The sequence below is a fragment of the Agilicoccus flavus genome, from assembly GCF_014857905.1.
In the GTDB taxonomy this organism is placed as follows: domain Bacteria; phylum Actinomycetota; class Actinomycetes; order Actinomycetales; family Dermatophilaceae; genus Agilicoccus; species Agilicoccus flavus.
Genome location: NZ_JACYXE010000009.1, coordinates 67,388 through 93,083 on the forward strand (window position 1 = coordinate 67,388; position 25,696 = coordinate 93,083).

At 73.9% G+C, this 25,696-nt stretch carries 26 protein-coding genes; 19 read left to right on the plus strand and 7 right to left on the minus strand.

Translation table 11 applies throughout. From position 1 onward, the window contains the following. Window positions 1-81: 81 nt before the first annotated feature. The 11 genes from ICW24_RS13735 (at window position 82) to ICW24_RS13785 (ending at window position 10,855) form a co-directional block, all read left to right on the plus strand. Window positions 82-1,317, plus strand: a complete 1,236-nt coding sequence (locus tag ICW24_RS13735; RefSeq protein WP_226346290.1) for an MFS transporter — start codon at window positions 82-84, stop codon at window positions 1,315-1,317. A 148-nt stretch (window positions 1,318-1,465) separates the two neighbouring features. Continuing rightward, the gene (locus tag ICW24_RS13740) at window positions 1,466-3,154 is read left to right on the plus strand and encodes an alpha/beta hydrolase (protein WP_226346291.1); all 1,689 of its coding nucleotides are present in this window, start codon (window positions 1,466-1,468) and stop codon (window positions 3,152-3,154) included. A 72-nt stretch (window positions 3,155-3,226) separates the two neighbouring features. Next, window positions 3,227-3,964 (plus strand): response regulator transcription factor, encoded by a 738-nt coding sequence (locus ICW24_RS13745; protein ID WP_226346292.1) that lies wholly within the window; start codon window positions 3,227-3,229, stop codon window positions 3,962-3,964. Continuing rightward, entirely contained in the window at window positions 3,961-5,499 is a 1,539-nt protein-coding gene (locus ICW24_RS13750; RefSeq protein ID WP_226346293.1) for a sensor histidine kinase, read from the plus strand. The genes ICW24_RS13745 and ICW24_RS13750 overlap by 4 nt, the downstream gene beginning before the upstream one ends. Before the next feature lie 88 nt (window positions 5,500-5,587). Continuing rightward, entirely contained in the window at window positions 5,588-6,874 is a 1,287-nt protein-coding gene (locus tag ICW24_RS13755) for a S1C family serine protease (RefSeq protein ID WP_226346294.1), read from the plus strand. Window positions 6,875-7,045: 171 nt separating this feature from the next. Beyond that, the gene (locus tag ICW24_RS13760) at window positions 7,046-7,339 is read left to right on the plus strand and encodes a WXG100 family type VII secretion target (protein WP_226346295.1); all 294 of its coding nucleotides are present in this window, start codon (window positions 7,046-7,048) and stop codon (window positions 7,337-7,339) included. Window positions 7,340-7,528: 189 nt separating this feature from the next. Continuing rightward, window positions 7,529-8,749: an inorganic phosphate transporter gene (locus tag ICW24_RS13765; protein WP_226346296.1), complete on the plus strand. Its 1,221-nt coding sequence runs from the start codon at window positions 7,529-7,531 to the stop codon at window positions 8,747-8,749. 13 nt (window positions 8,750-8,762) lie between these two features. Next, window positions 8,763-9,053, plus strand: a complete 291-nt coding sequence (locus ICW24_RS13770; RefSeq protein ID WP_226346297.1) for a hypothetical protein — start codon at window positions 8,763-8,765, stop codon at window positions 9,051-9,053. 122 nt (window positions 9,054-9,175) lie between these two features. Further along, window positions 9,176-9,532: a DUF3349 domain-containing protein gene (locus tag ICW24_RS13775; protein ID WP_226346298.1), complete on the plus strand. Its 357-nt coding sequence runs from the start codon at window positions 9,176-9,178 to the stop codon at window positions 9,530-9,532. Between the two features lie 223 nt (window positions 9,533-9,755). Beyond that, window positions 9,756-10,088: a DUF3349 domain-containing protein gene (locus tag ICW24_RS13780; RefSeq protein WP_226346299.1), complete on the plus strand. Its 333-nt coding sequence runs from the start codon at window positions 9,756-9,758 to the stop codon at window positions 10,086-10,088. Beyond that, window positions 10,085-10,855 carry an HD domain-containing protein gene (locus ICW24_RS13785; RefSeq protein ID WP_226346300.1) on the plus strand — a complete coding sequence of 257 codons (771 nt, stop codon included), beginning with the start codon at window positions 10,085-10,087 and terminating at the stop codon, window positions 10,853-10,855. The genes ICW24_RS13780 and ICW24_RS13785 overlap by 4 nt, the downstream gene beginning before the upstream one ends. Window positions 10,856-10,894: 39 nt before the next feature. Here ICW24_RS13785 and ICW24_RS13790 read toward each other — a convergent pair whose 3' ends face one another. Next, window positions 10,895-11,656 carry a DUF4031 domain-containing protein gene (locus tag ICW24_RS13790; RefSeq protein ID WP_226346301.1) on the minus strand — a complete coding sequence of 254 codons (762 nt, stop codon included), beginning with the start codon at window positions 11,654-11,656 and terminating at the stop codon, window positions 10,895-10,897. Window positions 11,657-11,746: 90 nt separating this feature from the next. On the opposite strand from ICW24_RS13790, the gene ICW24_RS13795 reads away from it, so the two are divergent. From ICW24_RS13795 to ICW24_RS13805, 3 genes are all read left to right on the plus strand, one after another. Next, window positions 11,747-12,466 (plus strand): FadR/GntR family transcriptional regulator, encoded by a 720-nt coding sequence (locus tag ICW24_RS13795; protein ID WP_226346302.1) that lies wholly within the window; start codon window positions 11,747-11,749, stop codon window positions 12,464-12,466. A 138-nt stretch (window positions 12,467-12,604) separates the two neighbouring features. After that, the gene (locus tag ICW24_RS13800; protein WP_226346303.1) at window positions 12,605-14,041 is read left to right on the plus strand and encodes a four-carbon acid sugar kinase family protein; all 1,437 of its coding nucleotides are present in this window, start codon (window positions 12,605-12,607) and stop codon (window positions 14,039-14,041) included. Window positions 14,042-14,213: 172 nt separating this feature from the next. Continuing rightward, a complete protein-coding gene (locus ICW24_RS13805) occupies window positions 14,214-15,131 on the plus strand; it encodes an NAD(P)-dependent oxidoreductase (RefSeq protein ID WP_226346304.1) in 918 nt (305 codons plus the stop codon). 172 nt (window positions 15,132-15,303) lie between these two features. Here the strand turns inward: ICW24_RS13805 and ICW24_RS13810 are convergent, their stop codons facing one another. Further along, entirely contained in the window at window positions 15,304-17,253 is a 1,950-nt protein-coding gene (locus ICW24_RS13810; RefSeq protein WP_226346305.1) for a penicillin-binding transpeptidase domain-containing protein, read from the minus strand. A 118-nt stretch (window positions 17,254-17,371) separates the two neighbouring features. Here ICW24_RS13810 and ICW24_RS19740 point away from each other — a divergent pair, with 118 nt between their 5' ends. Further along, window positions 17,372-18,196 carry a LysR family transcriptional regulator gene (locus ICW24_RS19740; protein ID WP_307781349.1) on the plus strand — a complete coding sequence of 275 codons (825 nt, stop codon included), beginning with the start codon at window positions 17,372-17,374 and terminating at the stop codon, window positions 18,194-18,196. Continuing rightward, the gene (locus ICW24_RS13820; protein ID WP_226346306.1) at window positions 18,193-19,200 is read left to right on the plus strand and encodes a serine hydrolase; all 1,008 of its coding nucleotides are present in this window, start codon (window positions 18,193-18,195) and stop codon (window positions 19,198-19,200) included. Before ICW24_RS19740 ends, ICW24_RS13820 begins: the two co-directional genes overlap by 4 nt. 11 nt (window positions 19,201-19,211) lie before the next feature. On the opposite strand, the gene ICW24_RS13825 is transcribed toward ICW24_RS13820, so the two are convergent. From ICW24_RS13825 to ICW24_RS13840, 4 genes are all read right to left on the minus strand, one after another. Then, window positions 19,212-19,610, minus strand: a complete 399-nt coding sequence (locus ICW24_RS13825; protein WP_226346307.1) for a PIN domain-containing protein — start codon at window positions 19,608-19,610, stop codon at window positions 19,212-19,214. Continuing rightward, on the minus strand, window positions 19,601-19,828 hold the full coding sequence (locus ICW24_RS13830) for a DUF2191 domain-containing protein (RefSeq protein ID WP_226346308.1): 228 nt from the start codon (window positions 19,826-19,828) through the stop codon (window positions 19,601-19,603). The genes ICW24_RS13825 and ICW24_RS13830 overlap by 10 nt, the downstream gene beginning before the upstream one ends. A 229-nt stretch (window positions 19,829-20,057) precedes the next feature. Then, window positions 20,058-21,692 (minus strand): chaperonin GroEL, encoded by a 1,635-nt coding sequence (gene groL / locus ICW24_RS13835; RefSeq protein ID WP_226346309.1) that lies wholly within the window; start codon window positions 21,690-21,692, stop codon window positions 20,058-20,060. A 302-nt stretch (window positions 21,693-21,994) separates the two neighbouring features. Then, window positions 21,995-22,288: a DUF3263 domain-containing protein gene (locus ICW24_RS13840; RefSeq protein WP_226346310.1), complete on the minus strand. Its 294-nt coding sequence runs from the start codon at window positions 22,286-22,288 to the stop codon at window positions 21,995-21,997. Between the two features lie 122 nt (window positions 22,289-22,410). Between ICW24_RS13840 and ICW24_RS13845 the strand changes: the two genes are divergently transcribed. Further along, a complete protein-coding gene (locus ICW24_RS13845; RefSeq protein WP_226346311.1) occupies window positions 22,411-23,100 on the plus strand; it encodes a uracil-DNA glycosylase in 690 nt (229 codons plus the stop codon). 56 nt (window positions 23,101-23,156) lie between these two features. Next, window positions 23,157-23,882, plus strand: coding sequence for an SGNH/GDSL hydrolase family protein (locus ICW24_RS13850; RefSeq protein WP_372360761.1), 726 nt, complete (start codon window positions 23,157-23,159; stop codon window positions 23,880-23,882). Between the two features lie 27 nt (window positions 23,883-23,909). Here the strand turns inward: ICW24_RS13850 and ICW24_RS13855 are convergent, their stop codons facing one another. Further along, window positions 23,910-24,572, minus strand: a complete 663-nt coding sequence (locus ICW24_RS13855) for a winged helix-turn-helix transcriptional regulator (RefSeq protein WP_226346313.1) — start codon at window positions 24,570-24,572, stop codon at window positions 23,910-23,912. Between the two features lie 98 nt (window positions 24,573-24,670). On the opposite strand from ICW24_RS13855, the gene ICW24_RS13860 reads away from it, so the two are divergent. After that, the gene (locus ICW24_RS13860) at window positions 24,671-25,627 is read left to right on the plus strand and encodes a class I SAM-dependent methyltransferase (protein WP_307781350.1); all 957 of its coding nucleotides are present in this window, start codon (window positions 24,671-24,673) and stop codon (window positions 25,625-25,627) included. The last annotated feature ends 69 nt before the right edge of the window (window positions 25,628-25,696 follow it).

The following is a 25,696-nucleotide window of genomic DNA, read 5'->3' on the forward strand; positions in this document are numbered from 1 at the left end:
TGTCGCCGCCCCGGTCACCCTGACCGCCGCCGGTCGGTCTGTCTCCGATCCCGCCCCCACCGACCCACGAGAGCCGACGTCATGACCTCCTCCTCCACCCGGCCCACTCCGGCCCGGTCCGCCGACGTGGCGGCCGCCGTCCTCTGCTGGCTCACCGTCGCCCTCGAGGGGTACGACCTCGTCGCGCTCGGGGCGGTGATCCCCACCCTCGCGAAGACGCAGCATCTCGGGATGGACGTCCCGGCGCTCACGTTCGCCGCCACGATCTCCCTCGTCGGCGTCGGCCTGGGCGCCGCGTCGGTCGGACCGCTGGCCGACCGCCTCGGCCGCCGCGTCGCCCTCATCGGGTCGGTCGCGCTGTTCTCCGTCTTCACCCTGCTGCTGCCGCTCGCGCCGAGCGCGGCCCTCTTCTCGACGTTCCGGTTCGTCGCCGGGCTCGGCCTCGGGGCCTGCATGCCCACGGCCCTGACGATCATGAGCGAGGTCGCGCCACCGCGACACCGGGCCAAGTCGGCCACCCTGACCATGACGGGCTACCACGTCGGCGCCGTCGCCACCTCGCTGCTCGCCCTCCTGGCCGGGCCGAACTGGCACGTCATCTTCTACGCCGGCGGCGTCCTCGGCCTCCTGCTGCTGCCCGTCATGTGGTCGACCATGCCCGAGTCGCGCGAGGTCGCCGCGGCGCACGAACCCACCCCGCGCGTCCCGCTGTCCACCCTGCTGCGCGGCCCCTACAGGCGGGCGAGCATCGGCACGTGGGTCGGCTCGTTCATGGGCCTGCTCCTCGTGTACGGGCTCAACACGTGGCTGCCGAAGATCATGAACGAGGCCGGCTACAGCCTCGACTCCGCCCTGACGATGCTGCTCATCATGAACGTCGGCGCCGTCGTGGGGCTGCTCCTCGCGGGCACGGTCGCCGACCGCCGCGGCATCAAGCCGAGCATCCTGGCCTGGTACGCGGTCTCGGCGGTGCTCCTCGCGCTCCTGTCGGTGCGGATGGAGAACACGCTCGTGCTCGACCTCGCCCTCTTCGCCACGGGTGTCTTCGTCTTCAGCGCCCAGGTCCTCATCTACGCGCTCGTGGCCCACCTGTTCCTGCCCGACGTGCGCGGCACGGCCCTGGGGCTGGCCTCCGGGGTGGGGCGCCTCGGCGCGATCGCCGGACCGGCCGTCACCGGGGCGCTGCTCGCCGCCGGGCTCGCGCACCCCTGGGGGTTCTACTTCTTCGCGCTCGTCGCCGGACTGGCCCTGCTCGCGATCCTTACGGTGCCGGCGCACATCGACCCGTCCGTCGTGGCCGCCGACCGGACGGGCTGAGCCGGGGCAGGCCCGGAGGCGGCCGGGGAGAGTCGGCCGTGCCCCACAACCGACGGACAGGCGTCCAGTTGTTTGACAGGGTGTCCTTACCGCACGTTCAGGGAGTCGGCGCGCCGGCTCGTTCCGCCGCACGGCCAGGAGAACCTGCATGCCCTCATCGACCCGCCGCGTCGTCACGGGAGCGGCCCTCGCGCTCCCGCTCGCCCTCTCCCCCGCGTCGCTCGCGATCGCGCCCGCCTCGGCCGCGCCGACCCGCAGCGTCACCGCGGCCCCGGCCGGCGACCCCGTCCCGACCCCCACCATGAAGCGCCCTCCGCTCCGGTGGAGCCAGTACGTCGCCCAGAAGCCCACGTGGAGCGCCAAGCTGTGCACGCCCGACATCGCCGCCGGGCTGAAGGACATCCCGAAGAAGCAGCGCCCGGTCATCGAGTGCGCGCGGATCCGGACGCCGCTGGACTGGGGCGACCTGTCGAAGGGTTCGATGGTGCTGCAGCTCACGCGCACCGTGCGCCCCAAGGCCGTGCGCCGGGCGGTCAGGGCCCCCCGGGCGCGGGGCCTGTTCGTCAACCCCGGCGGCCCGGGCGGCCCGGCCGGCCTGCTCGTGGCGCCCGTCGCTCTCACCAAGCCGATGCTCCGCACGACGCACGACATCGTCGCCGTCGACCCGCGCGGGACCGGTGGCAGCACGCCGTTGCCCTGCCGGCCCTACATGGACCCGATCCCCGACCTGCGGGTGACGACCCGCGCGGCCCGCGCCAAGGTGCAGGCCGCCTACCGCACCTTCGCGCAGACGTGCGTGGCGGAGCACCGGTCGGTCCTGCGGCACATCACGACCGCCAACACCGTCCACGACCACGACCTCGCGCGCCGCGTCCTCGGGTACCCGCAGGCCGACTGGTTCGGCATCTCCGGCGGGTCGTGGATGGGTGCGTACTACGCCCGGCTGCACCCGCGCACCGTCGGACGCGTCGTCGTCGACGCCAACACGGACTTCTCCTCCGACTGGCGGACGTCGTTCCACGACTTCCCGATGGGCTTCCAGCGCCGCTACGACCGCCAGTTCCTGCCCTGGGCCGCGCGCCACCACCGCGAGTACAAGCTCGGCACCACCGCGGCCGCGGTGCGGGCGAGCGTCGAGAGGGTCCGGGCAGCGGCGGGCGCCGGCAAGGTCCCGGGGCTCACGCCCAACACTCTCGACCTCGTCGTCTTCCAGTTGCTCTACGCCGACGAGACCCTGCCGGCGCTCGCGACGCAGATCGGCAAGACGGCCACGGCGCTGCGGACCGGTCGCCGTCCCACCGCCTTCCGGATGCCGGAGGGGATGAACCCCGTCCCCGGCGGCTCCGTCGCGCCCGCCGTGCCCAAGATGGCGCTCGTGACCGTGCGGCAGTCGATCATCTGCAACGACGGGCCGTTCACGCGCACCCCCGCCTCGTTCGAGAAGGAGATCCTCGACCTGGGCCGACGCTTCCCGAACTTCGGGTACATCTCGGGCATGATCGTCGCCCCGTGCGCCTACTGGAAGGTGCCGGTGGACAAGAAGGTCCAGATCGCCGGCGTCCCGATGCCGCGGATGCTCATGCTGCAGAACCAGCTCGATCCCGCGACGCCCATCGAGGGCGCGAAGCGGGCGCACGCGGCCGTGCGGAACACGCGGATGATCACCGTCAAGGGCGCCGGTGCCCACGGCGCGTTCCTCGCCGCGCCCCCGACGTCGTGCGTGGCCAAGCACACGATGGCCTACCTGCAGCAGGGCGTGTTCCCGACCCGCGACCTGGAGTGCACCGGCACCCCGCTGCCGGGCGACACGAAGGTGTACGAGTACACTGCCGGCTGAGCCGCGACCGACGCCGCCGCGAGGGGCGGCCGGGATGGACACGATCCCGGCCGCCCCGCGTGCGTCCAGCGAATGCCCAGCCTGGGGGCGCACCCTGGGAGGGTGACCAGCGCACCGCCCGAGGCCCGCCTCCTCGTCGTGGAGGACGAGCCCAACATCCGAGAGCTCCTCGCCACGTCCCTACGCTTCGCCGGGTTCGAGGTGCTCACCGCCGCCGACGGGGCCACCGCGGTCGATCTCGCGAGCCGCGAGGACCCCGACCTCGTCGTCCTCGACGTCATGCTCCCGGACTTCGACGGGTTCAGCGTCACCCAGAAGCTCCGCGACCACGGCCGCGTCATGCCCATCGTCTTCGTCACCGCGCGCGACTCCGTCGACGACAAGGTCAAGGGCCTGACCGTCGGGGGTGACGACTACGTCACGAAGCCGTTCAGCCTCGAGGAGGTCATCGCGCGCATCCGGGCCGTGTTGCGCCGGACGCGCGGCGACGTCACCGACGACGCGATCCTCCGCTTCCACGACCTCGAGCTCAACGAGGACAGCCACGAGGTGCGCCGCGGCAAGCGGGTCATCGACGTCTCCCCCACCGAGTTCAAGCTGCTGCGCTACCTGCTGCTCAACCCCAACCGGGTGCTGAGCAAGACCCAGATCCTCGACCACGTCTGGGACTACGACTTCCGCGGGGAGGCCGGCATCGTCGAGTCCTACATCTCCTACCTGCGGCGCAAGATCGACATCGACAGCCCGCCGCTCATCCACACCCGGCGCGGGGTCGGGTACGTCCTGCGCCTGCCTCCCGAGACGACGTGAGCCCCGCGTCGGCGCCCCGGCAGGAGCGACCCGACGCCGCGGCCCCCCGACGCACTCGCCGGGAGGCCGCGGCGCTCGTGCGCGGGCGCCTCGCCGCCCCGTTCCACCGCTGGTCGTTGACCTGGCGGCTCATCGCGGTGCTCGTCGTCCTCCTCCTCGGGGCGTTGACCGTGTCGAACGTCGCCACCGGTGTGCTCATGAAGCGCTACCTCACGGCCCGGGCCGCCGACGAGCTGCAGATCGCCTCGACGACGGTCTCGTCGCAGGTGCTTGAGCAGTACCGCTGGCGCGACGCGGACGAGTTCCCGAGCAGCTACGCGGTGGCGATCATGACCGACAGCGGGCAGGTGCTGCGGTGGATGTCGCCGGCGAGCCGGCAGTACCAGCCGGCGTTGCCGCACCTCGCCGAGGGCGACCCCCGGGTCGAGAGCAACACCCCGTTCGTCGTGCCCTCCAACGACGACGACGGCCCACGCTGGCTCGTGCGCGCCGGCCACCTGCAGAACGACACGGGCCTGTACGCCGTCGCGACCTCCCTGCGGGGGGTCGACCAGACCGTCGGGCGGCTGACGATCATCGCGACCGTCCTCGGGGCGTTCCTGCTCGTCGGCTGCGTCCTCGTCGGCTGGCTCGGGTTCCGTCGGGCCTTCCGCCCCCTGCGCGTCATCGAGGACACGGCCGCGGCGATCGCCGGGGGCGACCTCACCCGCCGGATCCCCGAGCGACCCGCGAACGACGAGGTGACGAGCCTGTCGGCGTCCCTGAACGCGATGCTCGCGCAGATCGAGTCGTCGTTCGCCGTCCGCGAGGCCTCGCAGGAGCGGATGCGGCGGTTCGTCACCGACGCGTCCCACGAACTGCGGACGCCGCTCGCGACCGTTCGCGGGTACGCCGAGCTGTACCGCCAGGGCGCCGCGTCCTCGCCCGAGGCGGTCGCGGCCGCGATGCGGCGCATCGAGGGCGAGGCGACCCGCATGAGCGGTCTCGTGGAGGACCTGCTCACTCTCGCCCGGCTCGACAACCGGCGGCCGATGCAGATGGGTGACGTCGACCTCACCGTCCTCGCCGCCGACGCCGTCCAGGACGCCCGGGCCCGGACCGAGGGCCGCCAGATCCGCGTGCTCGGGCTCGACGACGACGGGCTGGCCCCGACGATCCTGCCCGGAGACGAGGCCCGGCTGCGCCAGGTCGTGACGAACCTGCTGGCCAACGCCCTCACCCACACCCCCGACGGCACCGCCGTCGAGGTGCTCGTCGGCTCCCGCGACGGCCGTGCCCGCCTCGAGGTGCGCGACCACGGCCCCGGCATCCCCGCCGACGAGGCCCGCCGCGTCTTCGAGCGCTTCTACCGCAACGACCCCGCGCGGGGGCGCCGCGAGAGCGGGGGCCACGGCCTCGGGCTCGCCATCGTCGCCGCGATCGTCGAGAGCCACCACGGCCGCGTGGGCGTGGCCCGGACCGCCGGCGGGGGCGCGACGTTCGTCGTCGACCTGCCCCTGGCGGCGCGCGGCCCCACTCCACCCGAACCGACCTGACCCGACACGACCAGCCCCGCCGGCCGCGACCCGATTCCCGCCGGCCCGCCCGACTCGACCCACGTCCCCACCCCTGAAGGAGACGACCATGAGCGACCCGTACCCGCCGAACCCGCCCCGGCCGGGAGGCGAGTCCCCGACCTGGCACGGCGCCGACGAGCCGGAAGGGCCGTGGGGCCAGGGCCCGGCCGCCTACGGCTCGACCCCCGGCACCGGCGGGCCGCCCCGGCGTCGCCGGCGACGCCGGCTGCCGCTGATCGCCGCCGCCCTCGCCGTCGTGCTCCTGCTCGGGACGCTCGCGCTGGCGGCCACGTTCATGACCGTGCGCAGCCAGCAGCAGGCGAGCCCCCTGACCTCGAGCGGCGCCACCGACGCCCAGCGCTGGCCCGTGGGGGCACCCCCGGTGCAACAGGCCAACGCCGCGGCGCCCGACTGGACGGCCACCGCCAAGGCGGCCGCGCCGAGCGTCGTCTCCATCCAGGTCGCGAGCGGCAGCGCCCAGGGGCAGGGCTCGGGCGTCATCCTCGACGCCAAGGGCAACGTCGTCACCAACGCGCACGTCGTCGCCGCCGGCGGCGAAGGGCGGCCCCAGATCCTCGTCACGCTCGACGACAAGCGCGCCTACCAGGCCCGGATCGTCGGGACCGACGTGAGCACCGACCTCGCCGTCATCGCGCTCCAGAGCCCGCCGAACGACCTGCGCCCCATCACCATGGGCGACGGCGACCAGCTCCAGGTCGGCTCGCCGGTCATGGCCGTCGGAAACCCCCTCGGCCTCGCGGGCACCGTGACGACCGGCATCGTCAGCGCCCTCAACCGGCCCGTGCGGACCCAGGCCGAGGGCGCGACCTCGCCGGCCGAGGCGGTCGTCACGAACGCGATCCAGACGAGCGCGGCGATCAACCCCGGCAACAGCGGCGGGGCCCTCGTCAACGCGTCGGGGCAGCTCGTCGGCATCAACTCCTCCATCGCCCAGACGAGCCAGGACGGAGGCAACATCGGCATCGGCTTCGCGATCCCCGTCGCCGAGGTGCGCTCCGTGAGCGACCAGCTCCTGCGCACCGGTTCGGTCCAGCACCCCCTCCTCGGCGTGACGGGCTCGGAGCGCTCGCAGTACGTGCGCGAGGGCGGCGCCCAGCGGGCCGCCGCGGTGGTCGGGACCGTGGCGTCGGGGTCGCCGGCGGACCGCGCCGGGGTCCGCCCCGGCGACGGGGTGGTCGCCGTCGACGGCGACGTCGTCGACAGCTGGCTCGCCCTCGTCGCACAGGTGCGGGAGAAGAACGTCGGCCAGGCGATCACGCTCACCGTCGTCCGCGACGGCGAGCGCCGTGACCTGCGGACCACGCTCGTCGCGCAGGGGGCGACGACCGGCTGATCGCCCCCGTCCACACGACGTCGCCCCGGGAACGCAGGACGCGCCCCGGGGCGACGCCGTTGGGGACGTCGCCTCCGGCGACGACCCGGCTCCCTAGCGTCGAGGTCGGGTCGTGTCCGCGGCCCGCGCCGTCGGTGGTGACACCCTCACCGCCCGCTTCCAGGAGGGCTCATGAGCTCCCAGTTCCAGGTCGACACCGCCCGCATCCAGGCCGCGTCGGCCGACCTCGACCGCCGAGGCTCCGGCCTCGAGGAGCACCTCGAGGCCACCCGACGGGGCATCGAGGACCTCCGTTCGGTCTGGCAGGGGGCCGCCGCCGCGGGGTTCACCACCAACGCCGAGTCGTGGGTGGCGGCCCAGCGGCAGATGCTCACCGCCCTCGCCGGGATGCGCCAGGCCCTCGCGCGGGCCGGTCAGCAGTACGCGGACGTGGAGGCCGCCAACGCGGCGCTCTTCCACGGCTGACACGCCGTCGTGCCGCGCTCTCGGCCCGCACGCACGGGCCGGGGCGCGGCGGTTTTGCCCAAAGAAGGTGAACTCTCGGTGACGTCGGGGTGGCCGGGGAGGCGTTCGCCCTGGTCGCGTGCGCAAGGGCGGGTGGCCTCGTGCCACGCCCGGTCCCCGGCACCCTCGCCGACGCGTCAGGATGGGTACGTGGACGTTTCCCTCATCATCTTGTGTCTGGTGGTCGTGACGGCGCTGGCCTTCGACTTCACCAACGGCTTCCACGACACCGCGAACGCGATGGCCACGTCCATCGCGACCGGTGCCCTCAAGCCCAAGGCCGCGGTCACGCTCTCGGCGGTCCTCAACCTCATCGGCGCGTTCCTGTCGGTCGAGGTGGCTCTCACGGTGACGAACGCGGTCATCAACATCCAGGACAAGTCCGGGGCGCCCAACGTGGCCCTCACGGCCGACGGCGGGTTCACCCTGCTGATGATCGTGTTCGCCGGCCTCGTCGGCGCCATCGTCTGGAACCTGCTCACGTGGCTGCTCGGGTTGCCCTCGAGCTCCTCCCACGCCCTCTTCGGCGGTCTCATCGGGTCGACGATGGCGGCGCTCGGCGTGAGCGGCGTCAAGTGGACGGGCGACGGGTCGAAGCTCGACGGGGTGCTCGGCAAGGTCGTCATGCCGGCCTTCGCGTCCCCCGTCATCGCCGCGATCATCGCGGCGGCCGGCACGTGGCTCGTGTACAAGATCACGCAGGGGGTCGCGGAGCGCTACAAGGAGTCGGGCTTCCGCTGGGGCCAGATCGGGTCGGCCTCCCTCGTCTCGCTCGCGCACGGCACCAACGACGCCCAGAAGACGATGGGCGTCATCACGCTCGCGCTCATCGCCTCGGGGCAGTGGACCGACACCGAGAACGTCCCGTTCTGGGTCAAGCTGACGTGCGCCCTGGCGATCGCGCTCGGCACCTACCTCGGCGGCTGGCGGATCATCCGCACGCTCGGCAAGGGTCTCGTCGAGATCTCCTCCCCGCAGGGCATGGCCGCCGAGAGCGCGTCGGCCGCCGTCATCCTCACCTCGAGCCACCTCGGCTTCGCCCTCTCGACGACGCACGTGGCCACGGGTTCGATCCTCGGCACAGGGCTCGGCAAGAAGGGCGCGGAGGTCCGCTGGGGGGTCGCCGGGCGCATGGTCGCCGCATGGATGATCACGCTGCCGTGCGCGGGCCTCGTCGGCGCGATCATGTTCTGGATCGGCAACGGCATCGGCGGCCTGTTCGGCACCCTCGTCGTCTTCGCGCTCCTGTGCGGCCTGTCCGGCTACATGTGGTGGCGCTCGAAGAAGGCTCCGGTCGACCACAACAACGTCAACGAGGACTGGGACCGGGCCACCCCGGAGACCCAGGTCCCCGCGTCGGCCCAGGCCTGAGAGGACACCCGCCATGACTCAGCTGTTCTTCACCGCCATCGCGCAGGTCCTGATCATCGGGCTCGTCGTCGGCGCCGGGCTCCCGGCCCTGTTCGCCCTCGGCGTGCGCTCCATGGCGTACGGCGCCGGCGGCGACGCCGAGACGGGCCACCAGGTCGGCCACCCGGCCGGCCGGGTGGCCGGCGTCCTCATCTTCGCCGTGGTCCTCGCGGCCATCGCCCTCGGCATCGCGATCATCGTGTCGTCGGGCTTCGGGTACAAGGTGTCGTTCGAGCACATCGTGCCCACGTTCATCGAGAAGTGACCGACCCCCGGGGCGGCGACACCGCCCCGGGGCCGGCCCACCGCGGACGCCCTGACGGGAGGAACCCGTCGGGGCGTCGTCGGATCGAGACCCACCCTGATCACGCCCGAGAGGACCCAGACATGCCGAACCGCCTCCAGCGCGTCGTCGACTGGCTCCGGGCCGGGTACCCGCAGGGGATTCCCGAGGCCGACTACATCCCGCTGTTCGCCCTGCTGCGTCGGCGGCTGAGCGACGAGGAGGCCCGCCAGCTCGCCGCGGGCCTCGTCGAGAAGGGGCTCATCACCCCCGACAAGCTCGACGTCGCCGTCGGTTACCTGCGCATCACCGACGAGCTCGCCGGCGACGACGAGTTGGCCCGCGTGGTGGACCATCTTCGGGCGTACGGGTGGGAGATCCGGGACTGGCCGGACACCCTCGGCCGTGACCGCGACGACGCGCGCGAGAACCAGGGCGACGACCCTGACGTGGCCGGCTGAGCGGAGCACGACGGCGCGTCGCTCGACGGACCGGTGGCACGCCCTCGTTGCTCTTGCGGCCGACGAAGCGCAGCCCGGCCTCCCCGACCGGCCTCGGCCCCTCGCCCCGGCGGCCCGCCGGTGTCACGATGGACCATGGTCGGATGCCGCGGCTGGGCACGGTGCGGCCACGACGTCTCCCATCACACCGCCGAGCGCGGTGCCGTCACCCCGAGGACGCCCGGTGATCGCCCACCTGCAACGCATCGTCGACTGGCTTCGTGCCGGCTACCCGCACGGCATCCCCGAGCGCGACTACGTCCCCCTGTTCGCCCTGCTCAACCGGCGCCTCGGCGACGACGAGGCCCGGGCGCTCGGCGACGAGCTCGTCGCGCGCGGCATTATCCCGGCCGACAAGATCGACGTCGGGGTCGGCTACCTGCGCGCCACCCACGAGCTCCCGAGCGACGACGAGATGCGGCGCGTCATGGGCGTCCTGCGCGACGCCGGCTGGAGCCTCGACGAGGCCGGTGACGGCCGCGACCATCCCGTCGTGTCCCCGCCGAGCGAGTCGTGACGGCCTCGGGAGGCGGTGACGACGCACTGCCGGTCGTCGACGCCCGGGCGACGGCCGAGGCGTTCCGGGCCGACCTGCGGCGGGCGGGGGCCCGCGACTCGGCCGACCTCGACGAGGTCGTGACCGGGGTGGTCGACGCCTACGCGGACCCCCGGCGGCGGTACCACGACCTGCGCCACCTGGCGGAGGTCCGAGAGGCGTTGCACTCCGTGTCGGCGCCCCACCCCGCCGACGACGCCGCCGTGCTCGCCGCCTGGTTCCACGACGTCGTGCACGGCTCCAGCCGCGACGCCTCCCCCGCGCCCTCCCTCGCGCCCTCCCTCGAGGTCTCCGAGCTCGACGCCGTGGCCGGCGACGACGCGAGCGACGAGGCGCTCAGCGCCGAGGTCGCCCGCCGCGACCTCACGCGTCTCGGCCTCGATCCCCGCCTCGTCGACCTCGTCGCCGACCTCGTGGACGCCACCGCGACCCACCGGGTCCCCGACGGCCTGGCGGGCGACACCCGGGGGGTCCGGGCCGCACAGGCCCTCCTCGACGCCGACCTGTGGATCCTGTCGGCCCCGGCCGATCGGTTCGACGCGTATTGCGCCCAGGTGCGGGCGGAGTACGCGTTCGTCGACGACGCCACGTACGCGGCCGCCCGGACGGACATCCTGCGCGACCTCGCCCGCCGGCCGCGGTTCTACCTCACCGCCGAGGCGCAGGCGACCTGGACCCGGCCCGCCCGGGCCAACCTCGCCCGGGAGCTCGATCGGCTGCGGGCCTGACCGGACCGATCGCCCGGCCCGGCCCGGGCGGTCACGCGGTCAGCCGAAGAGATGCCGCTCCATGATCGGCCACCACGGCGCGCTCGCGCACGCCTCGCGGACCACGTCCGGGGCGAGCCAGCGAACGGCCAGGCCCTCGGGGCCCACGCCGTCCTCACCGGCTCCGGGGAGCCGCGCCGCGTAGACGGCGACGTGGCTCGTGGGGTGCAATCGGTGGTCGACCGGCGGGGCCGCGAAGCGGATGCGCTCGTAGCCGACGAGGTGCAGGTCGTCGGGCGCCAGCCGCAGCCCGGCCTCCTCGGCGACCTCCCGGACCGCCCCCTCTCGGCCGCTCTCCCCGGGCTCGCGCCACCCGCCGGGGGCCTCCCAGCCGCCGCGGTTCGGGCTCTGCACGAGCAGGAGCCGGCCGGCCGCGTCGCCGACGAAGGTCACGGCCGCGATCGTCGTGGCGACCGGGGGCTCGAACGGCGAGAGCAGGATCTCGAGCGTGTGCGGCTCGCGCAGGAACGGCAGCCCGTCCGGGACGCTCGCCAGCGGCCGTTCCCCCCGGCGCTTGCGGAATCGCAGGCCGGCGGCCTGGACGGCCCGCAGCAACTCCCGGTTGCTCACGGGAACGGCCCCGGCGGCGACGATCTCCTCGTAGCGCTCGACGGGCAGGTCGTAGTGGTCTCCGTCGTAGGAACGGGGGTGCAGTCCCGCGGCCAGCGCGAAGCCGTGCAACTCGGCGACCGACGTGTCGCTGGCCACGTGGCTGTAGACCCGACCGCGGAAGGGCCACATCGGCGGGTCGACGAGGATCACACCCGCCCTCCGCGTCGTCGGCGCTCGAGTCCGTCCATGTCGGCCAGCGTAGAGCCGTCAGAGGTCTACCTCTCGCCCTATCCTGGGAGCATGGCCCGCAGCCCCCGCCCCAGTCGCGTCGACGAGGCGGTGGACGCCCTCACCGATCGCATCGTCGGCGGCGAGCTCGCCGCCGGCGAGGCCCTGCCGGGGCAGTGGGAGCTCGCCGAGCAGATGGCGGTGTCGCGGCTGACGGTGCGCGAGGCGATCACCGCCCTGGCCGCCAAGGGGATGGTCGAGGTGCAGCCGGGCAACGGCACCTTCGTCCGGCCGCCGCACGAGTGGAGCGACCTCTCGGCGCTCTCGCGGGTCCGGACGCGCGAGACCGGCAGCTCCCGGGTCGCGCTGTCGGTCATCGAGATCCGCCGCATGATCGAGGTGGGTGCGGCGTCGCTGTGCGCGGCCCGTCGCACGTCCGAGGACGTCGATGCCCTCCGGTCGGCCCTCGACGCGATGGTCCGGGCGCGGGACGCGGGTGACGTGGCGACGTTCGTCACGCACGACCTGGCGTTCCACCACGCGGTGCTGCGCGGCTGCGCGAATCCCTTCCTCGCCCTCGTCTACGACCCTCTGGAGAAGGTGCTCGCGTCCGCGCGCGAGCAGACCTCGCAGGTCGCGGCCATCCGCGACCACGCCGTCGACCACCATCGCGCGATCCTCGCGGCGATCGAGTCGGGTGACGCCGAGGGCGCCGCCGCCGCCATGGACGCGCACATGGACCAGACCGCCGACGACCTGCACACGTACGTGCTGGGGCGTCCGCGCGACTGACCCGCCCGGCCCGATCACCACCGGGTCGGCGTCCGCCCGTGCGCGTCGGCCACTCCCGCGCCCTTGCGCCCGACGCACCCCTCCACTAATCTCCAAGAGATCAGACCTCTGATTCCTGCCACGAAGGAGTGCGCACCGATGCCGCAGACCCGCGAGACCCTGCTCGCCGGCCGACCGACCGGCCCGGCCGTCGACCCCGCCGAGATCGCCGCGGGGGTGGACGGGTCCCGGCGCGTGTTCGTCGTCCTCGACGACGACCCGACCGGCACGCAGTCGGTGACCGATCTCCCGGTGCTGATGAGCTGGAGCGTCGAGAGCCTGGAATGGGCACTCTCCCAGGGCAGGCCGGCCGTCTACGTCATGACGAACTCGCGCAGCCTCGACCCGGCCGACGCGCGGCAGCGCAACGTCGAGGTCGCCCGCGCCGCCTTCGAGGCCGCGGCGAAGGTCGGCGTCGACGTCGACTTCGTCTCGCGCTCGGACTCCACGCTGCGCGGGCACTTCCCGTTGGAGACCGACACCCTCGCCGCCGAGATCGAGGCGGCGACCGGCCGGGGCGTCGACGGGGTCGTCGTCGTGCCTGCCTTCGGCGACGCGGGCCGGATCACCGTCGGCGGCGTCCACTACGCGGGATCCGACGCGGCCGGCTTCGTCCCGGTCGGCGAGTCGGAGTTCGCGACGGACGCCACCTTCGGGTACTGCAGCTCCGCGATGACCGACTGGGTGGCCGAGAAGACGGGCGGCCGCGTGGCGGCGCAGGACGTCGCCTTCGTCGACCTCACGACGCTGCGCACCGACCCGGAGGCCACCGTGGCGGCCCTCACCTCGCTGCGGGACGGCCGGCCGTTCGTCGTGGACATCGTCGAGGAGAACGACCTGCTCCTGCTGTCGGCGGCGCTCGAGCGGGCCGAGTCCACCGGCGTCCGGCTGCTCTACCGGGTCGGGCCGCCCTTCATGCGCGCCCGCCTCGGGCAGACCCCGCGCACGCCGCTGACCGGCGGGGAGGTGCGCGCCATCCGCGTCGACGGCGTGGCGGAGGACTCCGTCGGCGGGCTCATCATGATCGGCTCCCACACTGCCCTGACGACGAGCCAGCTCGAGGCGCTGCGCGCACGGTCGGCACCCACCGAGTTCGAGATCGACGTCGCGACGGTGCGCGACGCGGTGGCCCGCGAGGCCCACCTCGCGCAGATCGTGGCGGACGCGGTCGCGGCTCTGGCCTCCGGGAACGTCGCCGTGCGCACCTCGCGCACCCTCGTCAAGGGCGCCGACGCCGACGACTCCCTCGCCATCGCCCGCCTCGTCTCCTCGGCGGTCGTCGAGGTCACCCAGCGGATCCTCGCGGCGTACCCGCCGCGCTTCGTCGTGGCGAAGGGCGGCATCACCTCCTCCGACGTCGCCTCCCGCGGCCTGTCCATCGACCGCGCCTACGTCCGCGGCCCGATGCTCCCCGGGATCGTCTCGCTGTGGGAACCGATGGACGGCCCCGCCCGCGGCATCCCCTACATCGTGTTCGCCGGCAACGTCGGCGGCCCCGAGTCGCTCGCCGACGTCGTCGACACGTTGTCGGCCTGAGGTCCCCGCGCCTGCGCCCGACCTTCTCCTCGCCCCCCGCCCGTCGGCCGCGCCCGACCCGCCGACGCCCGGCGGCGCGAAGACCCGGCCTCGGCCGTCGCTCCCCGGCGCGACGGCCCGGGCCCCCGCACGACCGTTCCCCGCACCTCACCCCTGCTCGAAGGAGACCCTCATGACCACCACGACCGTGGCCGTCCTCGGCCTGGGCGCCATGGGCGCGCCGATGGCCCGTCACCTCGCCGCCACCGGGTTCGCCGTGCGCGGCTACGACCTCGACCCCGCCCGTTCCGCCGCGTGCGCCGAGTTCGGCGCGACCCCCGCCACCGGCGCCCGTGAAGCCGCGACCGGCGCCGACGTCGTCCTCCTCGCCGTCCGCAACGACGCCCAGCTGCGCGAGGCCCTCTGGGGTGCCTCCGACGGGGTCGTGACGGTTCTGACCCCGGGTGCGACGGTCCTGCTGACGAGCACGGTCGGCATCGACGCGGTGCGCCGCGTCGCGTCCGAGCTCGCGGGCGACGTCATCGGCCTCGTCGACGCGCCGGTGTCGGGCGGGCCCGTCCGGGCCGGGAACGGCGACCTGCTCGTCACGGTCGGCGCGACCGACGAGGCCTGGGCGGCCGCCCTGCCCGTCCTGCAGGCCATGGCCTCGACGCTGACGCGGGTCGGCGACAAGCCCAGCGACGGGCAGTGCATGAAGACCGTCAACCAGCTCCTGTGCGGGGTGCACATCGCCGCGGGCGCGGAGGCGCTCGCCCTGGCGGAGGCGCTCGGCCTCGACCCCGCCCTGGCGCTCGAGACGCTCGGCGCCGGAGCCGCGGCCTCGTTCATGCTCGGGGATCGCGGACCCCGGATGCTGCAGGCGTACGGCGACGGCGGCGCGGAGGTGCGCAGCCGGCTCGACATCTTCGTCAAGGACATGGGCCTCGTCACGACCGCCGCCCGGGGCGCCGGCGTGGCGACCCCGATCGCCGCGGCCGCCGAGCAGCTCTACCTGCTCGGCCAGGCGCAGGGCAAGGCCGCCGACGACGACTCCAGCGTGATCACCGTCCTCGCCCCGCAGCGCGCCGCCGACGCGGGCGCGCGGGGCTGAGGTCGCCCGACCCTGGAACGACGCGAACGGACCGATTCCTGGGTGAGGCCGGGTGGGGTGTGAGCCCGCCCCGCCCGTGCCGTACCGAGGCGAGTCACGCGGCCGAGGCGTCGACGTCGCCGCAGCTCGGCCCGTCGTCGAAGGTCGGCGCGAGGCCCCGACGTCGCCGACCTCATCGCGAGGGCGCCGTCGCGATGTCGGCGAGGACGTCGGCCAGGAGTGGTCCGGCGGTGCGCGCACCGCCGGCGCCGTCCGCGACGAAGACCGCGATCGCGAGGTCGCCCTGGATCGCGATCATCCACGCGTGCGTGCGCGGCGGGGTGTCGGTGCCGTACTCGGCCGTCCCGGTCTTCGCCATGACCGGCCCGCCGGGCGCCCGGGCGAGGAAGGTGGCCGAGCCGCCGGTGACGACCCGGCGCAGCAAGCCCCGCAGGGCCTGCGCCTCCGGCGCCGTGACGGGGGCGGCGACCGGGGTCGCCGACGGCGCGGACGCGGCCGGCTCGGTGACGAGCACCGGGCGGACCGGCCGGCCCGCCGCGATACTCGCGGCGACGGTCGCCATGCCCAGCGGCGAGCTGACGATCCGGCCCTGCCCGATCTCGGCGGCGGCCACATCGGTCCCGCCGGTCGTCGCCGGCACCGTGCCGAGGGCCGCCGGTACCCCGAGCGACGGCGTCGCAGTGAGCCCGAGCGCGCCCGCCGCCTCGGCGAGGGAGTCCGGGCCGAGGCGGTCGCGGGCGGCGATGAGCCCGGTGTTGCACGAGTGGGCGACGACGTCCTGCAGCGGGATCCGGCCGAGCCGCGCGGCCGGGTAGTCGTCGTAGTTCTTGAAGACCCGCCCGTCGACGGTCGTCGTCGCCGCGCAGGCCAGCGGTGTCTGCGGGGTGAGACCGGCGCGCAGCAGGGCCAGGGCCGTGACGGCCTTGAACGTCGACCCGGGCGCGTACTGCCCGAGGGTCGCCGTCGACCCACCCGTGCCCCCGGGTCCGCTCGCGGCGGCGAGCACGTGGCCGTCGGACGGGCGGATCGCGACGATCGCGCTCGCCGGGCGCACCCCGGCCAGCGCCGCCTCGGCGGCCACCTGGCGGGTGAGGTCCAGCGTCACGCGGACGTCGCTCCCCCGACGGGCCGGCACCTCGAACAAGGCCCTCGGGCTGCCTTCGTCGGTCGGGATCGCCTCGACGACGAATCCCGGGCTGCCCGTGAGGCGGTCGTTCTGCGCGGACTGCAGGCCGCCGAGACCGGTCGTGTCGCCGGCCCGGACCTTCCCCTTCGACGCCTCGACGATCTCGGCGGTGGCCTCGCCGACCCGGCCGAGGATCGGCGCCGCGAACGTCGCGCTGGGGGCGAGCGGCCGGGCGTCCGCGACGGAGGTCGCGCCCGGGATCGGGCCGAGCCGCCCGGCGATCGCGGCCAGCTCCCGGCTGGGCTCGCGGTAGACGATCGCCTCGACGAAGGCCTGCGGGCCCGCGCCGGCGACCGCCGCCTCGTACGCCCTCGGGTCGATGTCGATGAGCGCGGCGAGCCGCCGGGCCGACGTCCTGGCCTGGGCGACCGAGGCGGTCTCGGGGCGGGAGATCCCGATCCGGCGCACGGCCCGTTCGGTGACGAGCACGGCGCCGCCGGCGCCGGTGATGCGACCGCGGGGGGCGTCGCGCCGGGTGGCGCCGAGGCGGTCGGTCGGCGCGAGGCCGGGCGCGACGACGGCGTTCGACCACGTGCCCCGCCAGACGTCGCCGTCGCGGCGGAGGGGCATGCTCGTGCGATACGTCCACGGCTGCTTGTCCGCGTGCACCGTCCACGTGTGGTCGAGGGCGACCGACCCCGCGCCCTCCCCCTCCTCGAGGGTCAGCCCCGCGACCGTGACCCGGTGCGGGATCCCGCCCATCCCCGCCAGCGTGGCCGTGAGGCGCTGCTGCGCGGCCGCGGCGTCGGCGCCCTCCTCGACGTCGACCGGCGCCGGCACCCTCCCGGCCGCCAGGCTGCGGGCGGCGGCCTCGGCGTACTCCTGCGCTCCCTGCCGGTGATCGGGGCGCAGGAGAACGACGCCCGCGATCGCGATCGCAGCGACGACCCCCACCACGATCAGGCTGATGAGAACCGCGAATCCCCGTCGCCGCATCGGCGATCCCCTTCCCTGCCCCCGGAGCAGCGGCACCGGCTCATCGTCCCCGCCGAGCCGAGCGAGAGTCAAAGACTATGAACCGCGCCCCGTGATATTCCCTCGCTATCGTCGGGTCGTGGACCTTCTTCGTCACGCCCGGTTCTTCGTCGCGGTGGCCGAGCACCTGCACTTCGGCCACGCCGCCGACGAACTCGGCATGGCCCAGCCGCCACTCTCGCAGGGCATCCAGCGCCTCGAACGGAATCTCGGCGTGCGCCTCTTCGACCGCGACGCGCGGCGCGTGCAGCTCACGCCCGCCGGAGCCGACCTGCTCCCCGCGGCACGCGACCTGCTCGGGGACGCCGACCGGTGGGTGTCGCAGGCCCGCGCCTGGACGCCTCGCGCGACGCTCCGGTTCGGCATCGCCGACGACCTGCTCGGACGGTGGGGCGGCCTGCTGCGCGCGCTCGCGGCCGACGGCTGGAATCCGCTGCCGATCGTCCGCCCGAGCAGCACGCTCGTGCAGGCGACCCGCGACGGCGAGGTCGACGTCGCACTGATCCGCCACCCCTGCATCGTCGACGGCCTGCTCACCGGGGCGGTGTTCTCGGCGCCGGCCCGGCTCGTGGCGCAGGGCCCCGAGGGAGGCGCGATCGCGCTGCCCGTCGCGGTGCCGCCCCGCAGCCACCACCCTGCGGCGCACGACCAGCTCGTCGACGCCCTCGCGCGCCTCGGCCACAGCGGGGCGGTCGTCGAGCTCGGCACGGCCTCGGAGCGCGACGCGTGGGTGGCGGCGGGCCGTGCCGCGGCGCTCGTCGTCGGCGAGGGCCACGAGGTCGACGCCGCGCCCGTGGCGGCGCTCGAGATCCGGGTGCGCGTGGTCATGGGCCCGCTGCGCGTGCGGCGCTCCGGCGTCGATGCGCCGGCCCTTCTGACCCGGGTCGAGGAGCTACTCCGATGACCCGGTGGCACGACGCGGCGGAGACGATCCGGGCCCTGGCGGCCGACGCCGGCGTGCACGCGCGGGTCCACGCCCGGGCTGTCGAGACCACGACGCGAGAGGCGGAGGCGCCCGGGGCGAGCACGCCGGTGGCGGGGAGACGTGACGTCGAGGCGCTCGAACCCGAGGTCGCCGTCGAGGCCGACACCCCGACGGCGATCGCGTCCCTCTACAAGCCGGCGTTGGCGGGCGCCTGGGCCGATCTCGTCGCAGCCGGCGAGTTCGACCCCGTCTCCCGGCTGCGGCTCCCGTCGCGGGGCCGCGCCCCGGGCGAGACCGGGGTGGCCGCGCTCGCCGACGACGTCGAGGTCTCCCAGCGCGACGCCGTCCGGCTCATGCTCGCCGTCTCCGACAACGCGTGCGCCGAGGCGCTGCTCGACCTCGTCGGCCTCACCCGCGTCGCGGCGTGGCTCGCCGGGCACGGGCTCTCCGCGACCGCGGTGCGTCGCGGCTCCGCGCAGAGCCTGCGCCGGATCATCGAGGAGACCGGCGGGCGCAGCCTGAGCGAGGCGATGAGCCGCCTCGCCGACCCTCGGCACGACCGCGGGACGAGCGAATACGACTCGGCGATGACGAGTTCCGGAACCGCCCGGGAACTCACGGCGATCCTGCGCATCCTCTGGCTCGGCGAGCAGTACGACTGGGTGCGGGAATCGATGCGCCGCCAGGCCTGGCGGCACCGGATCGGCTCGGGCTTCCCACACGACGACGTCGGCGTCGCGGGCAAGACCGGCACGCTCGGCCGGCTGCGCCACGAGGCGGCGGTCGTGCACTTCCCCCACGAGCTGCCCGTCGCCGTCGCGGTCATGACCGTCTCCGTCCGCCCGGAGATGCACCAGCCCCGCGTCGACGCCGCCATCGGCGCGATCGCCCGGAGCGCCGTCAACGCGCTCCGCACCCCGGCGGCCCTCGCCATGTGGCCCCCTCCGCACGAACCCGGGTCGCCTCGCGAACCGCCGTGCTGAGACCAGGGCCGTCAGAGAGCCTGCAGGAGGAGTCCGGGACGGACCTGTCCGATCAGGTCGACGTCACCGTCGGCATGCAGCACACCGGCCTGGTGCGACAGGGCGGTCTCGGCGATGAAGAGGTCTCCGATCGCCCGCCGGTGCCACCTGCTCTGATGACGGGCGAGGTCGGCCTGGAGCCGCAGCACACGATCGAAGATGTCCGCGGGAGCATCCAGCACGGAGAACGTGTCACGCAGTGCGGCACACTCCAGGTCGTCGTCACGGGCCGACCGCGCCGAGTACAACCACTCGAGGACGCCCATCTCACAGATCGCCGACCGGGCCGGGCTGATCCCCGCGGGCAAAGGGGTCCCGTCGGCCAGGCGGACGTGAGCGCTCTTGTCGATGATCCAGAGGTTCAGCGCCATGCGTCGCCCGGCAACAGGACGCCGACGTCGACGCTCGCGGGTGCGCTCGAAAGGTGTCGGTCGAGGGCGTCTTGGCGGCGTCGCTCCTCATCGTCGCTCTGCTCGATCACGAGCCGTAGCCCCCTCTCGACCGTGGCGCGCAACGTGCCTCCCGTCGCGTCGAGCGCCCGGGAGGCGAGAGCCTCGTCGAGTTCGATGGTGGTGCGCTTGACGGTCATGAGGACAAACTATCGACCTCGGGTACATACCTTGGCCATGACCTTCGATGCCCCCGAGAAAGGCCTCGAGCCCGACCCGATGTCGGCGATGCCGGAGTGGCGAGCTGTGCCGACACGGCGGCACACCCGAGCCGGCCCGGCATGGTCCAGCAGGTGGTCGACCACGCGGGACGGGCCGCACCCCCGAAGGGATGCGGCCCGTCTCGTCGATCGGGGTGAGGCGAAGGGCTCAGAAGCCCATGCCGCCCATGCCACCCATGTCGTCGCCGCCACCGGCAGGCGCGGCGGCCTTCTCCGGCTTGTCGGCCACGACGGCCTCGGTGGTGAGGAACAGCGCGGCGATGCTCGCGGCGTTCTGCAGCGCCGAGCGCGTCACCTTGGCCGGGTCGATGATGCCGGCCTTGATGAGGTCGACGTACTCGCCCGTGGCCGCGTCCAGACCCTGGCCGGCGGGGAGGTTACGCACCTTCTCCGCCACGACGCCGCCCTCGAGACCGGCGTTGATCGCGATCTGCTTGAGCGGGGCCTCGGAGGCGACGCGGACGATGTTCGCGCCCGTGGCCTCGTCACCGGTCAGGGACAGCTTGCCGAACGCGGCGTCCGTCGCCTGCAGGAGGGCGACGCCACCACCGGCGACGATGCCCTCCTCGACGGCGGCCTTCGCGTTGCGGACGGCGTCCTCGATGCGGTGCTTGCGCTCCTTGAGCTCGACCTCGGTGGCCGCGCCCGCCTTGATGACGGCCACGCCGCCGGCGAGCTTGGCGAGGCGCTCCTGGAGCTTCTCGCGGTCGTAGTCGGAGTCGCTGCGCTCGATCTCGGACCGGATCTGGTTGACGCGACCGGCGATCTGGTCGGCGTCGCCGCCGCCCTCGACGATCGTCGTCTCGTCCTTGGTCACGACGACCTTGCGGGCCGTGCCGAGCATGTCGAGCTCCGCGCTCTCGAGCTTGAGGCCGACCTCCTCGGAGATGACCTGGCCACCCGTGAGGATCGCGATGTCGCCGAGCATCGCCTTGCGGCGGTCGCCGAACCCGGGGGCCTTGACGGCGACGACGTTGATGATGCGGCGGATCTGGTTGAGGACCAGCGTCGCGAGGGCCTCGCCCTCGACGTCCTCGGCGATGATGAGCAGCGGCTTGCCGGCCTGCTTCGTCTTGTCGAGCAGCGGGATGAGGTCCTTGATGGACCCGATCTTGCTGTTGACGACGAGCACGTAGGCGTCCTCGAGGACGGCCTCCATGCGCTCCGGGTCGGTGACGAAGTACTGGCTGATGTAGCCCTTGTCGAAGCGCATGCCCTCGGTGAGCTCGAGCTCGAGCCCGAAGGTGTTGCTCTCCTCGACGGTGATGACGCCTTCCTTGCCGACCTTGTCCATGGCCTCGGCGATCATCTCGCCGATCTGCGGGTCGGCGGCGGAGATCGACGCGGTCGCGGCGATCTGCTCCTTGGTCTCGACGTCCTTGGCCATGCTGAGCAGCTCGTCGGAGACGGCCTGGGTGGCCTTCTCGATGCCGCGCTTGAGGGCCATCGGGTTGGCGCCGGCGGCGACGTTGCGCAGGCCCTCGCGCACGAGCGCCTGGGCGAGCACGGTGGCCGTCGTCGTGCCGTCACCGGCGACGTCGTCGGTCTTCTTGGCAACTTCCTTGACGAGTTCCGCGCCGATCTTCTCGTACGGGTCCTCGAGCTCGATCTCCTTGGCGATGGAGACGCCGTCGTTGGTGATCGTGGGGGCGCCCCACTTCTTCTCCAGGACGACGTTGCGGCCCTTGGGGCCCAGGGTGACCCGGACGGCGTCGGCGAGCTGGTTCATGCCCCGCTCGAGTCCGCGGCGAGCCTCTTCGTCGAAGGCGATGATCTTGGCCATGTGCGGTGGTTCCTCCCACACGAAACGGGTTTGAGGTGACCGGGCGATGCCCGCGACGGACGACCCGGGGCGGACGCGCCGTTCGCGCCGCGACCACCGGGCCTCATCGGTCCGGTCCGTTCAGGATGGTGCTCCTCACCCCCACCTCGCCGCGGTCCGGAACGCCGGCCGGAGCCGCCTGTTCTGTCACTCGACGAGGGAGAGTGCTAATCCCATGATTAGCACTCGGGCATGGTGAGTGCAAATGACTCGGCCCGCCCACCGGTGGGGTGGACGGGCCGCGCGGGGGTCTGGGGCGCGTGTCAGAGGTCGCCGGCGAGGCGGCGGGCCGAGCGCGCCTTCTGGCGGGAGGCGCGCATCCGCCGCAGCCGCTTGACGAGCATCGGGTCGTGGGCGAGCGCCGCTTCGGTGTCGATGAGCGCGTTGAGGGTCTGGTAGTACCGCGTCGAGTTCATGTCGAAGAGGTCCTTGATGGACTGCTCCTTGGCGCCCGGGTACTTCCACCACTGCCGCTCGAACGCGAGGATCTCGCGTTCGGAGTCGTTGAGCTCGCGCCGACCCTGCGTCAACACCGGTGCGTGTGCGCTCGTCCCCATCACGTCCCCTCCTCTGGCGGTCCGGTTGTCATGGTCGCACGAAAGCACACCGGTGTCATTCACCCGGCGGCCGACTCGGAGCGGCCCGGTGGATGTCGGACCCAGCCTCTAGGGTGAGGCGCATGAGCGAGCCGCGCCCCCTGTCCGAGCTCGTGCACCCCACGTGGGCGCAGGCGCTGGAACCGGTCGCCGACCAGGTCACGCGCATGGGCGAGTTCCTGCGCGCCGAGCTCGCGGCCGGGCGCTCCTACCTCCCCGGCGGCGCGCACGTCCTGCGGGCGTTCGAGCGGCCCCTGCCCGACGTGCGCGCGCTCATCGTCGGGCAGGACCCCTACCCCACTCCCGGCCACGCCGTCGGGTTGTCCTTCTCCGTCGCCCCCGACGTCAGCCCCATCCCCAAGAGCCTGGCCAACATCTACCAGGAGCTGACCACCGACCTCGGGGTCGCGCGCCCGAGCACCGGCGACCTCACACCGTGGGCCGACCGGGGCGTGCTCCTGCTCAACCGTGTCCTCACCGTGGCCCCCGGCGCCTCCGCGAGCCACCGCGGCAAGGGCTGGGAGGAGGTGACGGCGCGGGCCATCGAGGCCCTGGTCGAGCGGGCCGCCGCCGGTCAGCCGCTCGTCGCGATCCTCTGGGGGCGCGACGCCCGCAACCTCGCCCTGCACCTGCACGGCATCCCCTGCGTCGAGAGCGCGCACCCCTCCCCGCTCTCGGCGCGGTCCGGGTTCTTCGGGTCCCGGCCGTTCAGCCGGGCTAACGAGCTCCTGCGCGAGCAGGGCGCCGACCCCATCGACTGGAGCCTGCCGTGACCGACGCCCGCGTGTGGACCCGTTACGTCGCGATCGGCGACTCGTTCACCGAGGGCATGAGCGACGCCCACCCCACCCGGGCCGACGTCTACGTCGGTTGGGCCGATCGTCTCGCCGCCCACCTCGCCGCCGTCGCCGAGGGCGAGTTCACCTACGCCAACCTCGCGGTGCGCGGGCGGCTGCTCGACGACGTCACCGGCCACCAGCTGCCCGCCGCTCTCGCGCTGGAGCCGGACCTCGTGAGCATCGTGGGCGGGGGCAACGACATCCTGCGCCCGAAGGCCGACATCGACGCGCTCGCCGGGCGGCTCGAGGAGGCCGTCGTCCGGATCCGCGCGACGGGCGCCGACGTCCTCCTCGCGACCCCCACGGACCCGCGCGACGCCCCCGTCATTCGGCACGTACGCGGGCGGCACGCCACGTTCACGGCGCACATCTGGTCCATCGCCCGCCGGCACGGCTGCGCCGTCATCGACCAGTGGGGCCTCGACGCCCTCAAGGACTGGCGCATGTGGAGCGAGGACCGCATCCACATGACCCCCGAGGGGCACCGCCGGGTGGCGCTCGCCGCCTTCGCCGCGCTCGGCCACGCCCCGGAGGAGACCGAGTGGGCCACCCCGCTCCCGCCCGCGCCGCCGGTGCCGCGCGTCGACCGACTGCGCGCCGACCGCGCCTGGGCCCGTGAGCACCTCGGGCCGTGGGTGCAGCGCCGGCTCACGGGGCGCTCCTCCGGCGACCACCGCACCCCCAAGCGCCCGGAACCGCTGCGCCCGGAACGGTGACCGACCCCGCGGATCGGGCCGCGCCCCTCAGGCAGGGGCGGCCACGAGGGGACTGAGCCGCAGGACCCGCCCCAGCCGGCGGGTCAACGCCGCCGGGCCCTGGCAGGTCACCCGCCCGTCGCGCAGGGCCGCCGACAACGTCAGGCGGCCGAGCCACACCAGGTACAGGGCCGCGAGCTCGGCCCGCCGCACGACGTCGACGGCGTACCCGGCGTCCGTGCGACACACCGACGGCGTCCCCCGCTCGATGACGAACCAGAAGCGCCGTGGGTGGTCGGCGAACGTCAGCTCGATGACGTGGCGGTGGCCCGGCCAGTCGGGGGTGTCGAGGCGGGCGTGCATCCACCAGGCGAGCAGGTCCGGGTCGAGTTCTGTCGGCTGCGGGTCGCCGAACGCCCACCGGCTGCCCCATTCCCCGAGCCCCCAGAGGACGGGCTGCAGCGCCCGGCCCGCGTCCGTGAGCAGGTAGGCCCCGTCGAGTCGCTCGACGACTCCGTCGGCGACGAGACGACGCAGGCGCTTGGCGAGCAGGCTGCGAGACAGCCCCGGCAGGCCGCGGGACAGGTCGTTGAACCGGGTGGTCCCCAGGGTGAGGTCACGCAGGATGAGGAACGACCAGCGTTCGCCGAGGACGTCGAGTGCGCGCGAGAGGGGACAGTATTGCCCGTACGTGAGACGTTCGGACTCCATGGCGGCCTCCTTCCACCAGTATCGGTCCATGAAGCTGTACCGGACAGGTACAGATCCTGGACTGGGCCGATGCCCCGCCGCGGAGGACCGTCGATGGCATGACGACCTTCGCTCGCCCCGCCCCGCCCCCGACGTCGACCGACTCCGCTTCGCACCCGACCGACGGGACCGCCACAGCCGACACGACCGCCTCTGCACGAGGGGCCCACGACGCACTGACCGCCGACCTCGCACTCAAGGCGGCCCACCGCGCCATGTGGGCCACCGGCGACTATCCGCGCCTGGCCCGCGACCTCGTGGCCCCGCTCGGCCCCGCCCTCGTCGCAGCGCTCGGCGTCTCCGCCGGCGAAGGCGTCCACGACGTGGCGTGTGCGGGAGCGAGGAACGCCGCCCTCGCGGCGGCGCGCGTCGGGGCCGAAGTCACGGCCTCCGACCTCACGCCCGAACTCGTCGACGCGGGACGGGCGCGCGCCGAGGCCGAGGGCCTCACCCTGCCCTGGCGCACCGCCGACGTGGAGCACCTCCCGTGCGATGACGGCCAGTTCGACGTCGTCACCTCCTGCATCGGGGTGATGTTCGCGCCGCACCACGCCCTGGCTGCGGCCGAGCTCGTGCGCATCTGCCGCCCCGGAGGCCGCATCGGGATCCTCGCGTGGACGCCGGGCGGGTTCATCGGGAGGATGTTCGCCGTCATGCGCCCCTTCGCCCCGCCGCCACCCCCCGGGGCGTCCCCGCCTCCCCTGTGGGGCGACGAGGCGTACGTGCGTGAGCTGCTCGGATCGGGCGTCACCGACGTCGTCTCCCGGGTCGCCACACTCCGCGTGACCCGCTTCGAGACCCCGCAGCAGTTCAGGGAGTACTTCGCGGCGACCTACGGGCCGACCATCGCGGTACGTGCGTATGCGGGGCGACAGGGCCGCGGCGACGAACTGGACGCGGCGCTCGACGCCCTCGCCGCCGACGCGCTCGCCGCCGACGGGCGAACCGGCGGGGGCGACGAGGCGGGCATGGACTGGGAGTACCGCATCCTCACCGCCCGACGCGCGGGCGGCTGAGCCCGATCGCCGCGCCCGGACCGGGTCGTTCGACGACCCTGGTGCCGCCGCGCGCGCCTAGACTCGCCG

Coding starts and splice junctions, on each gene's coding strand:
- ICW24_RS13735 (WP_226346290.1), top strand. CDS start 82: ATGACCTCCTCCTCCACCCGGCCCACTCCGGCCCGGTCCGCCGACGTG.
- ICW24_RS13740 (WP_226346291.1), top strand. CDS start 1,466: ATGCCCTCATCGACCCGCCGCGTCGTCACGGGAGCGGCCCTCGCGCTC.
- ICW24_RS13745 (WP_226346292.1), top strand. CDS start 3,227: ATGCCCAGCCTGGGGGCGCACCCTGGGAGGGTGACCAGCGCACCGCCC.
- ICW24_RS13755 (WP_226346294.1), top strand. CDS start 5,588: ATGAGCGACCCGTACCCGCCGAACCCGCCCCGGCCGGGAGGCGAGTCC.
- ICW24_RS13760 (WP_226346295.1), top strand. CDS start 7,046: ATGAGCTCCCAGTTCCAGGTCGACACCGCCCGCATCCAGGCCGCGTCG.
- ICW24_RS13770 (WP_226346297.1), top strand. CDS start 8,763: ATGACTCAGCTGTTCTTCACCGCCATCGCGCAGGTCCTGATCATCGGG.
- ICW24_RS13775 (WP_226346298.1), top strand. CDS start 9,176: ATGCCGAACCGCCTCCAGCGCGTCGTCGACTGGCTCCGGGCCGGGTAC.
- ICW24_RS13795 (WP_226346302.1), top strand. CDS start 11,747: ATGGCCCGCAGCCCCCGCCCCAGTCGCGTCGACGAGGCGGTGGACGCC.
- ICW24_RS13800 (WP_226346303.1), top strand. CDS start 12,605: ATGCCGCAGACCCGCGAGACCCTGCTCGCCGGCCGACCGACCGGCCCG.
- ICW24_RS13805 (WP_226346304.1), top strand. CDS start 14,214: ATGACCACCACGACCGTGGCCGTCCTCGGCCTGGGCGCCATGGGCGCG.
- ICW24_RS13810 (WP_226346305.1), bottom strand. CDS start 17,253: ATGCGGCGACGGGGATTCGCGGTTCTCATCAGCCTGATCGTGGTGGGG.
- ICW24_RS13820 (WP_226346306.1), top strand. CDS start 18,193: ATGACCCGGTGGCACGACGCGGCGGAGACGATCCGGGCCCTGGCGGCC.
- ICW24_RS13825 (WP_226346307.1), bottom strand. CDS start 19,610: ATGGCGCTGAACCTCTGGATCATCGACAAGAGCGCTCACGTCCGCCTG.
- ICW24_RS13830 (WP_226346308.1), bottom strand. CDS start 19,828: ATGACCGTCAAGCGCACCACCATCGAACTCGACGAGGCTCTCGCCTCC.
- groL (WP_226346309.1), bottom strand. CDS start 21,692: ATGGCCAAGATCATCGCCTTCGACGAAGAGGCTCGCCGCGGACTCGAG.
- ICW24_RS13840 (WP_226346310.1), bottom strand. CDS start 22,288: ATGGGGACGAGCGCACACGCACCGGTGTTGACGCAGGGTCGGCGCGAG.
- ICW24_RS13845 (WP_226346311.1), top strand. CDS start 22,411: ATGAGCGAGCCGCGCCCCCTGTCCGAGCTCGTGCACCCCACGTGGGCG.
- ICW24_RS13850 (WP_372360761.1), top strand. CDS start 23,157: ATGAGCGACGCCCACCCCACCCGGGCCGACGTCTACGTCGGTTGGGCC.
- ICW24_RS13855 (WP_226346313.1), bottom strand. CDS start 24,572: ATGGAGTCCGAACGTCTCACGTACGGGCAATACTGTCCCCTCTCGCGC.
- ICW24_RS13860 (WP_307781350.1), top strand. CDS start 24,671: ATGACGACCTTCGCTCGCCCCGCCCCGCCCCCGACGTCGACCGACTCC.